The sequence below is a fragment of the Bacillus sp. FAU18 genome (assembly GCF_056033885.1).
Genome location: NZ_JBVYHZ010000004.1, coordinates 357,310 through 366,824 on the forward strand (window position 1 = coordinate 357,310; position 9,515 = coordinate 366,824).

A 9,515-nucleotide genomic window follows, 5' to 3' on the forward strand; every position below is an offset into this window, starting at 1 on the left:
TTAAACATAATGAGCGTATTTTTTCTCAAGGATATTCTGAAAGACCGCGGCAATGGAGCAGATGGCCCAATAAATGAGAGCGGTCAGAATATACATGGTCATATAATCAAACTCTCTGCCCCCGATGATTTTCGCATGCTGGAGCAATTCCGGCACTGTAATCATCGCAGCGAGAGAGGACGCCTTGATTAAGTCGAGCAATACATTGGCAAGCGGAGGCAGCGCAATACGTATCGATTGCGGCAAAATGATGCCCCTCATCGTCTGCCAATAGGAAAGACCCAGCGAGGATGCGGCTTCCCACTGCCCTTTTTCGACGGATGAAATGGCTGAACGGTTAATTTCCGCAATGTAGGCGGCGCTGTTTAGGCTAAACCCGATTAAAGCAGCCGTGACAGCGGAAAATTCAATGCCGATATAAGGAAACCCGAAATAAAGGATAAACAAAATCACCAAAATCGGAACGCCCCGCATAAATGAGATATAGAGCTTCGCCGGCCATCTTAACAAAGCAAGTTTAGACATTCTGGCGAGTGATATAAACAGGCCGATCACAGTTCCCGCAAACATGCTTACAAAAGAGATGAGCAGTGTATACCCAATGCCTTTTATGACATAAGGGAACGATTCAATAGCCAGCTTCGTGTTGAAAATATATTCCCATTGAATGCTACTAATCATGGCGTCCGATTACAAATCAACGTCCTGAACGTCGGCATCAATTTTTTTTGATACATCTGCTTTATTGAAGAATTGTTTCGACAGTTTAGTCAAAGAGCCATCCTTGCTCATCTCTTTCAATGCTTCGTTCATCTTTTGCTGAAGTGCCGCATTGCTTTTTTTCATGACAAGGGCCTGTTTGTTCGGCATGTACTTGATGTCAGGATGAATTGTAATGTTGAGATCCGGGAATGCCGCGAGCGCAAGTGTCTGCAGGTAATAGTCGTTTAAAATGACGTCAGTGCGTCCGTTGGCAACATCTTTTAAATATTGCTCATTCGTCGCATTATCATAAATCACTTCTTTGGCGCCGTATTTTCTCGCGACATCCATGTAGACGGTGGTAGCAGCGCCAGCCGCTTTCTTCCCTTTTAAATCCTTAAGCGTTTTAATCCCTGATAAATCGTCTTTACGGACGATTGCTGTGCCGTATGAATATTTATATGGAGTAGAAAATGCGAACTTCTTCTCGCGGTCCTTCGTGACATCGATGTCATTTGCGGCTGCGTCAACCTGTCCGCTGTTCACCGCTGTCAGCATCCCGTCAATGCCCATCTCCTTGAACTCAACCTTCAGCCCCAAGCGTTTTGCCGCTTCACGAACAACTTCAACCTCGTAGCCCGTCAGCTTATCGGAGCCTGAGTCAGTATCGTGATAAGAAGTGGGATAGAGCGTGCCTGATGTAGCGACTACGATTTTCCCTTTGTCCTTGATTTGCTCCCAGCCTGTATCCTTGGAATCGGATTCATTTTTGCCGGAACAGGCTGCCAATATAAGAAAGAAAGCCATTGTGAAACTGAATATAACGGCTTTGGAATGCATGAATGATTTCACCTATAGTTCCCCCAATCTGTTAATCAACTAAAAAGATAGCATTGAACATAAGGGGTTGCAATATGTTGATGACGTTTTCAAAAAGTTCGAATTGTGTATACAAAAGGCATGGGTGGGTGTTTAAAAGCGTCTATGAAGGGAAGAGGTGATGAAAAAAGGAGTTGTCCAAGGATGAATGCCAGGCGTACCAAGGAAACGCATGTGAAAGTGAAGGATGCAGCAGACCCGTCACTCATCTATGCCAATACCGGAAGAAATGGTCAAGAGGCATGAAACCGATCTTCAGAATAAATTTAAGTTTTGCTGATGCCCCTAAGGCATATGATATATTCGATGAGAAAGAAAATGGAAACATTTAAACCATAATGGGGGAGTCAAATGAATATTTACAAACCAGCCTGATTTTGGATCAGACTTGGAGCTGCATTGTTAGACTACATTATAGTCTCCGTGCCTCTTTTGCTGATCTATTGGCTGATTACAGGAAAAGACCCGAACGACAGCATGTTCATCAGTTTGGTTGTTCTGCTGTACTCTATTTTGCTGCCAGTGTTTTGGCGCGGTTATCTTATCGGAAAAAGGATATGCGGAATCAGAATCGTAAAAAAAGACGGATCACAGGTCAGCCTGTTAACAATGTTTTTACGGGTTATTGTAGCCGGCCTGGTTTACGGTATAACCTTCGGACTCGGCTTGATCGCCAGCCTGATTCTGATTCTGATTGCCGTACGAGAAGACAAACGGACCCTGCATGATTTAATCGCGGGAACATATGTCACTTATGCGACACCAGGTGAAGAAGAACTTAATGCTGACGAAGAGATTAGAAAGAGCGAATAATGGTTCGCTCTTTTTATTTTTATGCATAAAAAATACAAGGCAGCAAACCATATGAAAAATAGGATTGGAGGAATAAACTGGATGAAACGAATAACCATCAACATCATCACAATGTTCATTGCAGCGGCTGTCATTTCTCTGACCGGTACAGCTGAGGCCGCTGAAAAACAGCAGCAGCCTCCCGCAAATGTTACACTGACAGATCAGCAAAAGAAAGAGATTGAACAACTGGAAGCAGAGATTCTTAAAAAGCGCAAAGACGTGATCTCAAAGTATGTACAATACGGTATCCTGCCTAAAGAAAGAGGAGAACACATCAAAAATCACTTGGACAAACACTTTGAAATGATGAAACAAAACGGCTTTGTTCCAAAGCACCATCCTCATCCGCATAAATTTGAAAAAAGACATTAAGATGGTAAGCATCCAATGGGAATTGGGTGCTTTTGCGTTATTTACAGGTAGACAATATTAGCTGAGCTGTTCCGCGACTAACATCGAGTTGATATGAAACGCGTTTCATAGCCTATGATAGGTTTATCAATAATTCAGGAGTGATAAACACTATGATCCACCAGCATCCAGAATCTTTTCCGAAACATTTTTTGTGGGGCTCTGCTTCTGCAGCGTACCAGATTGAAGGCGCTTGGAATGAAGATGGCAAGGGCCCCTCTGTTTGGGATGTGTTTACGAAAATACCGGGCAAAACGTTTAAAGGAACCAATGGCGACATTGCGGTTGACCATTATCACCGATTTAAAGAAGATGTCGCTCTGATGGCTGAGATGGGGTTAAAAGCATATCGATTTTCCGTCAGCTGGCCACGGGTTTTTCCAAAAGGAAAAGGAGAGATCAATGAAGCAGGTCTAGCGTTTTACGATAGTCTGATTGATGAATTGCTTTCTCATCACATCGAGCCGGTTCTGACTTTATATCACTGGGATTTGCCTCAAGCGCTTATGGACGAATACGGCGGGTTTGAATCCAGAAACATCATAAAGGATTTTAATCACTACTGTATTACTCTTTATAAACGTTTTGGAGACAGGGTGAAATATTGGGTTACGTTAAATGAACAGAACTACAATTTTAATCACGGATTTATTACAGCCATGCATCCGCCTGGAGTGAAAGACAGAAAACGATTTTACGAAGCAAACCATATTGCGTTTCTGGCTAATGCAAAAGCCATCGAATCATTTAGAGAATATGTGCCTGAAGGCAAAATAGGTCCTAGCTTTGCTTATTCTCCGGCTTATCCTTTATCAAGCCATCCAGAGGATATACTGGCATTTGAAAACGCCGAAGAATTTATGAACAATTGGTGGCTTGACATGTATTGCTGGGGAACCTACCCGCAAATTCCATTCCGCTACTTGGAAAAACAGGGATGGGCGCCAACAATCGAAGCAGGAGATATGGAGCTGCTTGCCAAAGGGAAGCCTGATTTTGTAGGTGTCAATTATTATCAGACAATCACCTATGAACGAAATCCGCTTGATGGTGTGTCTGAAGGGAAAATGAATACGACAGGCCAAAAGGGAGCCAATCAGGAGACGGGGATACCCGGAGTGTTCAAAACGAAAAAAAATCCGCATCTGACAACGAGCAACTGGGATTGGACAATTGACCCAATTGGGCTGCGTATCGGTCTTCGCCGAATTACAAGCCGCTATCAGCTTCCAGTGTTTATAACAGAGAACGGTTTGGGTGAATTTGATAAAGTTGAGAACGGCACTGTACAGGATGATTATCGAATTGATTATTTACGTTCGCATCTTGAGCAATGCAGACAAGCCATCAGTGACGGTGTCGATTTAATCGGCTATTGCAGCTGGTCGTTTACTGACCTGTTAAGCTGGCTGAACGGCTACCAAAAAAGATACGGATTTGTATATGTCAATCGTGATGAAGAAAGCACATGCGATTTAAAACGCTTGAAGAAAAAAAGCTTTTATTGGTATCAAGGTGTCATCAAGACGAACGGAGAAAGTTTATAAAGAGTCCCTGAGAGTTATTCTCTCAGGGGTTTTTCATTACACAGAAACAGCATCAATAATATAAGTGTCGGCGTGCAAATCTGACATTTCAGCCGGCACAGTCCAGCATGTCAATTGATAGTCTCCTTTAGGGAGATCAAAGGACAGTCTTTTAGACATGATGCTTTCAATATGAATTCCGTTTTCTGTGACATGAAAAGGAACAGTCACTTTTGTTTCGTAGGAGCTTACTGTTTCTGAACTGTTCAGGCGCAAAAGAATAAAGGCCTTTGTATTTCGCTGTGCCTCAAAGGAAATGGCTCCGTCTGCCGCAGCATATCCTTTTTTAATCGTTTCGTCAGTCCAATCCATTACAGGAGGTGTAGAATCCTTTTGAAATACAGTAAATTGATGATATGAAATCGAAAGTTCTTGCGGCTTCCATGATTTGATCAATGTGCTGTTCCTCCTCTATGTACTGTTTACTGAATTGTGAATAAAACCTTTGTGCCGTCTGGGTAATCGGTAAGCTGATGCCCGACCCAAGAGCCTGCTCCGCGGTTGTCAGCGGGAGAAATGTATTCTACAGAAGCTCCCTCACCGCCTTCTTTGCACATGGCCATTGGCCATTCATCTCTGTCATACCCCTTTTTGGAAGGTACGTCCTTTAATGATTGCTCGCGGCGTTCCTCAGCTCCGTCTCTGTCGATAGTGCACACCTCTGAGTGCCCCTCATTTATCGCATCCTTAATATGCTTGGCAGTTTCGGGATACCGGTCAGATGGGAAGGCGATTGTTTCATCATATTCTTTCGTTTGAGACGTTTTTTGATCAGCTGAGAAAAAGTCTCCTTTTATCAGACCGACAGCTGCAGCTGCTATGATGACGATGACGAGAAGTATCGTTTTTATGATGTCCGTCGTGATGTTCACCTCCCGCTTTTAAAACTGACACAAGAGTAATCCAGAAAGCATTTGGTGTAAAGGTTTAAATTTTATGTTTTACGCTCAGTTTATTGCAGAAATCGTAATTTTAGCAGATCGAAATATTTGTTTTCAGCAAAATACGATTGCCAATTTACAATAATGATAGTAAGTCATCAGCCGTTTTCGGCTTGATTAATCATTTTAAATTGGCTTATGATACCGGTAAGCTCCTCAGCTAATTGAGAAAGTGTTTCAGAAGCTGCGGTAATCTCCTCCATTGCAGCAAATTGCTCCTCTGTTAATGCAGCCGCTTGCCGGGTATTTTTAGTAGATTCTTTAATGTCGGCCGTATTGGCTGCAAAGGAATCATTTATATGATGTGCACTGGCTGAAATGTTTGTTACAGATGCTGATAAATCACTAATCTCGGCGCTGATTTCACCTGTTGCAGCTGCAATTTCCTTAAATGCATCTCTGGTGCGCTGGATCATGGTGACTCCTTCTGCAGTTTCTGTTTTCACATGCTCAACAGATCTTGCAGACCGGTTCATATCCTTTTGTATTTCTATGATCAGTTTTGAAATCTGCCCTGCAGACTGTTGAGACTCTTCTGCTAATTTCCGTACTTCATCAGCAACAACAGCAAAGCCTTTTCCTTGTTCACCGGCTCTGGCAGCTTCAATCGCTGCATTCAGCGCAAGCAGGTTTGTCTGATCGGCAATTTGGGTGATGACCGATAAAATTTGCTCAATTTGTTTAGAGCGGCCGTCTAACTGGTGTATGATTTCTCCGCTTTTCTGAATTGACTGGTGAATCGCATCCATTTGCGCCTGTACATTTGCAATTTCCTTTTGCCCAATGTCTGCTTTTGATTGAGCGAGCTGCCCTTTGTCAGCGATAGCGGCAGTATTTGCAGAAATATCCCGGATGTCTGCTGAAGCTTGTTTTAATGAGCTTTCACTGTTTTCAATTCGGGTGATCTGATCTTGGGCTCCATTTGCAATCTGCTGTACAGCTTCTGTGATTTTTTCTGAAGCTTGATTTGTTTCCTCTGCTCCGGCTGAGAGCTGCTGAGAGGCTGACGCAAGCTGAAGGGCTGATTGTTGTACGGTTTGTATGGTATCGTTCAGCTTCATTCTCATCTTATTATAATAGACGCTTAGTTCTGAAAGCTCGTCACCGGTTTTGTCTGACACCTCTATTGTCATATCTCCGTTTCCGGCACTTTCAAAGGCGCTTTTTAAAGCGTTCAGCCGCTTGTTGATTTTTCTGGTGAAAACCAAAACAAGGATGACTGATACTATAATGACGATAACAAGAACAATAGCGAATTGAGTGAAAAGTGATTGTGTAAGTGATGCTAAAATACTTTGATTAGCTCCGGTATACAGCATGCCGATGATGTTCCCATTTTGATCTTTTAACGGCATGTATGCAGTCTGATAAGAAGAACCTGCTACATCTGCTTGTCCGTAAAAACGCTTTCCTTTCTTTAAAACAGCGGCAATAACTTCAGAAGAAGCCTGGGTGCCGACAGCTCTTTCGCCATTCTTCATGACATTGGTTGCAACACGAGTATCGTCTTGGAAAATGGTAATGGTATCACCTGTTTTTTCACCAAGCAGATCAACAATATCTTCATTTCCATTGATTTGTGTTTGCCCTTTATAGAGCTTATTGTTTTTCACCTGCCAGTCGCCTGACATGACATCATCAATATATGTGCTGCTTAAAGCGAGATCACCTTTCGCTTTTTCAGTTGCCATTTGTTTCATGCTTTCTGTAATTTCTTTAAGCATCACAGTGCCAACTGATGCCGAAAACAAAAGAATCACCACGAAAACGAGGCAAAGAATTTTAGTTCCTAGCTTCATCTTAAATCGTTTTATCAACATAATTCCTCCTTTTATGATTTATAGGTCATATTACTTATCGGGTTTTTAGGTTTAAAGTTTTATTTTTAAAAAATAAAACCGGCCTGATCTTCAGGCCGGTTGTGTGATGCTATTCAAGGTTTGCGTGGTGAGTGAACATAGTTTCAGAATCGAGTCCTTTTTTCTCCATGAGTTTTAAAATCACTGCATCATAGAAGAGCAGCAAAGTTTGTTCAAATAATGATCCCATTGGCTGAATGGTTTTATAGCTTCCGTTTGACTGGTCTTTAGGAGAACCAGGCATTCTGATGATGAGGTCCGCTTGTTTTCCGATGCTTGATTCCGGATTGATGGTTAAAGCGGCAACAATTCCGTGTAAGCTTTTTGCTTTTGCTGCGGTATGAATCAAGCTTTTTGTCTCGCCTGATCCTGAGCCGATAATAACTAGATCTCCTTCGCGGAGCGGCGGAGTGAGAATCTCACCGACAATATGGGCGTTGAAGCCCATGTGCATCAATCTCATTGCGAAGGATTTTGCCATCAGGCCAGAACGACCTGCGCCCGCAGTGAAAATTTGATTGGACGAAAGAATGTGATCGGCAAGCTGGTCAGCTTCTTTATCAGAAATATAAGCCGCTGAACGGTGTAACTCATTGAGAATTTCCGCTACGTATTCAGTCGTTTTCATCGGAGTTATCCTTGGACAATCAGCTGCTTCATTTTTGAAGCTGTTTCCGCCTTATCAGCTGCGCTTGTAATTCCGCCCCCGACAATGACAAGGTCAGGCTTTTGCTGGATCACTTCTGGCAGTGTATCAAGTTTGATGCCGCCCGCGATTGCGGTTTTTGCGTTTTTTACGGTGTTTTTGATTGTCGTTAATTCTTCGAAAGAGTTCTTGCCCTCTGCTTGAAGATCATAGCCAGTGTGGACGCAGATGTAGTCAACACCGAGTGCGTCAATTTCTTGCGCACGGGACTCGATATCTTTCACGTTAATCATGTCCACTAAGATTTTCTTCTTTTGTTTTTTGGCTTCTTCTACTGCGCCTTTAATCGTTGCGTCGTCTGTAGCCCCTAAAACGGTTATGATGTCAGCGCCTGCTTCCGACGCTTTCATAATTTCGTAGCCTCCGGCATCCATGATTTTCAGGTCTGCAAGAACCTTCAATTGAGGAAATGCTTCTTTTATTTCTTTAACGGCTCTTAGGCCTTCGTTAATGACGACCGGTGTTCCGATTTCAACTACGTCGATGTATTGTTCTACCTCTTTGACAAGCTCAATGGCTTCTGGAATGTTGACGAGGTCTAATGCAAGCTGTAATTCCATTGTTGATCCACTCCCTTTTTCGAATTATTGTTCATTCTATAGGTTCCCTCTTTTGTTGAGAAGTAGGCACTTTAAAGTCAACAAGTTACTTGGAGGATACTGTGAGGAGAGGCAATCAGATTTCTTTCGCTTAATTTTATGAGTGAGTATAATGAAAAAAGAGTCTGCAAAAAAGTAAGTAAGTGATGATACGTATCTAACATACAAAAAGGTTACTAAGGGGGGATTCTATTGAGCCGGATGGACGACAAAAGGTTTAATTGTGAGAAGGAATTAACGCTTGCAGTGATTGGCGGTAAATGGAAAATGCTCATTTTGTGGCATTTAGGAAAAGAAGGCACAAAACGGTTCAATGAATTAAAAACATTGATTCCTGATATTACGCAGAAGATCCTCGTGAATCAGCTGAGGGAGCTTGAGCAGGATATGATTGTTCACAGGGAAGTGTATCCGGTTGTCCCGCCGAAGGTTGAATATTCTCTGACCCCGCACGGAGAAAGCCTCATGCCTATTCTTGAAGCCATGTATGAGTGGGGGAAAGGCTATATGGAATTGATTGATATCGACAAAAATATCATGAAAGAATCGTTGTAAGACGCTCTTCGCAAGGGTGTCTTTTTTTGGCCTTTTTTTCGGTTTTTGCGCGGTACACATAGTCATGTAAAGATTGTAAATTGCAGTCAGCAATAAAAAAAGATTAAACGCAAGAGTTTGGTTTAAAAATTTTTATTTTTCTGTAAATAATGTTTAGTGGAAATGATTGCGGCATCCCGCAAAAATATCCCTGTAAATAATCTGGAATCTTTCGGCATCCCGCATGAAACTTTTCACCCATTTTTCGGTGATAAAAACATTTTTTTCATTTAAAGTGAACGGTAGTAAGATAAAAAATATTGAAAACAATGAATAAATAGCCAAAATTGTTTCCTATTAGGATAGGGGATCTTGCGGTCTTTATCCGCTTATGTTAAACGCCGCAATGCTGACTGACGGCTGCCCGTTTTAATAGCGGCAAT

The 9,515-nt window shown here is 42.3% G+C and carries 12 protein-coding genes; 5 read left to right on the forward strand and 7 right to left on the reverse strand.

The annotated features are described in order from the left end of the window. Positions 1-681, reverse strand: coding sequence for an amino acid ABC transporter permease (locus AC0OMU_RS12910; RefSeq protein ID WP_015382730.1), 681 nt, complete (start codon positions 679-681; stop codon positions 1-3). 9 nt (positions 682-690) lie between these two features. Beyond that, positions 691-1,554 carry a transporter substrate-binding domain-containing protein gene (locus AC0OMU_RS12915; protein ID WP_015482776.1) on the reverse strand — a complete coding sequence of 288 codons (864 nt, stop codon included), beginning with the start codon at positions 1,552-1,554 and terminating at the stop codon, positions 691-693. A gap of 161 nt (positions 1,555-1,715) precedes the next feature. Between AC0OMU_RS12915 and AC0OMU_RS12920 the strand changes: the two genes are divergently transcribed. The 4 genes from AC0OMU_RS12920 to bglC all read left to right on the forward strand — a co-directional run bounded on the left by AC0OMU_RS12920 (position 1,716) and on the right by bglC (position 4,394). Beyond that, on the forward strand, positions 1,716-1,913 hold the full coding sequence (locus AC0OMU_RS12920) for a hypothetical protein (protein WP_144052033.1): 198 nt from the start codon (positions 1,716-1,718) through the stop codon (positions 1,911-1,913). 49 nt (positions 1,914-1,962) lie between these two features. Next, entirely contained in the window at positions 1,963-2,394 is a 432-nt protein-coding gene (locus tag AC0OMU_RS12925; RefSeq protein ID WP_046340202.1) for an RDD family protein, read from the forward strand. A gap of 81 nt (positions 2,395-2,475) precedes the next feature. Then, positions 2,476-2,808, forward strand: coding sequence for a YckD family protein (locus AC0OMU_RS12930; protein WP_015252849.1), 333 nt, complete (start codon positions 2,476-2,478; stop codon positions 2,806-2,808). Between the two features lie 152 nt (positions 2,809-2,960). Further along, on the forward strand, positions 2,961-4,394 hold the full coding sequence (bglC, locus tag AC0OMU_RS12935; RefSeq protein ID WP_015382735.1) for a 6-phospho-beta-glucosidase: 1,434 nt from the start codon (positions 2,961-2,963) through the stop codon (positions 4,392-4,394). 36 nt (positions 4,395-4,430) lie between these two features. Here bglC and nin read toward each other — a convergent pair whose 3' ends face one another. The 5 genes from nin to hxlA all read right to left on the reverse strand — a co-directional run bounded on the left by nin (position 4,431) and on the right by hxlA (position 8,499). Next, on the reverse strand, positions 4,431-4,829 hold the full coding sequence (gene nin / locus AC0OMU_RS12940) for a DNA-entry nuclease inhibitor (protein WP_015382736.1): 399 nt from the start codon (positions 4,827-4,829) through the stop codon (positions 4,431-4,433). A 26-nt stretch (positions 4,830-4,855) separates the two neighbouring features. Then, positions 4,856-5,305, reverse strand: coding sequence for a DNA-entry nuclease (gene nucA, locus AC0OMU_RS12945; RefSeq protein ID WP_014475770.1), 450 nt, complete (start codon positions 5,303-5,305; stop codon positions 4,856-4,858). A 167-nt stretch (positions 5,306-5,472) separates the two neighbouring features. Beyond that, positions 5,473-7,194: a methyl-accepting chemotaxis protein TlpC gene (tlpC, locus tag AC0OMU_RS12950; RefSeq protein WP_474241225.1), complete on the reverse strand. Its 1,722-nt coding sequence runs from the start codon at positions 7,192-7,194 to the stop codon at positions 5,473-5,475. Between the two features lie 109 nt (positions 7,195-7,303). Further along, the gene (hxlB, locus tag AC0OMU_RS12955; protein WP_474241226.1) at positions 7,304-7,861 is read right to left on the reverse strand and encodes a 6-phospho-3-hexuloisomerase; all 558 of its coding nucleotides are present in this window, start codon (positions 7,859-7,861) and stop codon (positions 7,304-7,306) included. A gap of 5 nt (positions 7,862-7,866) precedes the next feature. Further along, a complete protein-coding gene (gene hxlA / locus AC0OMU_RS12960; protein WP_032724921.1) occupies positions 7,867-8,499 on the reverse strand; it encodes a 3-hexulose-6-phosphate synthase in 633 nt (210 codons plus the stop codon). A gap of 231 nt (positions 8,500-8,730) precedes the next feature. Here hxlA and hxlR point away from each other — a divergent pair, with 231 nt between their 5' ends. Then, complete coding sequence (gene hxlR / locus AC0OMU_RS12965) at positions 8,731-9,093, forward strand: transcriptional activator HxlR (protein ID WP_015482783.1); 363 nt, start codon at positions 8,731-8,733, stop codon at positions 9,091-9,093. Positions 9,094-9,515 lie beyond the last annotated feature (422 nt).

Coding starts and splice junctions, on each gene's coding strand:
- hxlB (WP_474241226.1), bottom strand. CDS start 7,861: ATGAAAACGACTGAATACGTAGCGGAAATTCTCAATGAGTTACACCGT.
- AC0OMU_RS12930 (WP_015252849.1), top strand. CDS start 2,476: ATGAAACGAATAACCATCAACATCATCACAATGTTCATTGCAGCGGCT.
- tlpC (WP_474241225.1), bottom strand. CDS start 7,194: ATGTTGATAAAACGATTTAAGATGAAGCTAGGAACTAAAATTCTTTGC.
- hxlA (WP_032724921.1), bottom strand. CDS start 8,499: ATGGAATTACAGCTTGCATTAGACCTCGTCAACATTCCAGAAGCCATT.
- AC0OMU_RS12910 (WP_015382730.1), bottom strand. CDS start 681: ATGATTAGTAGCATTCAATGGGAATATATTTTCAACACGAAGCTGGCT.
- bglC (WP_015382735.1), top strand. CDS start 2,961: ATGATCCACCAGCATCCAGAATCTTTTCCGAAACATTTTTTGTGGGGC.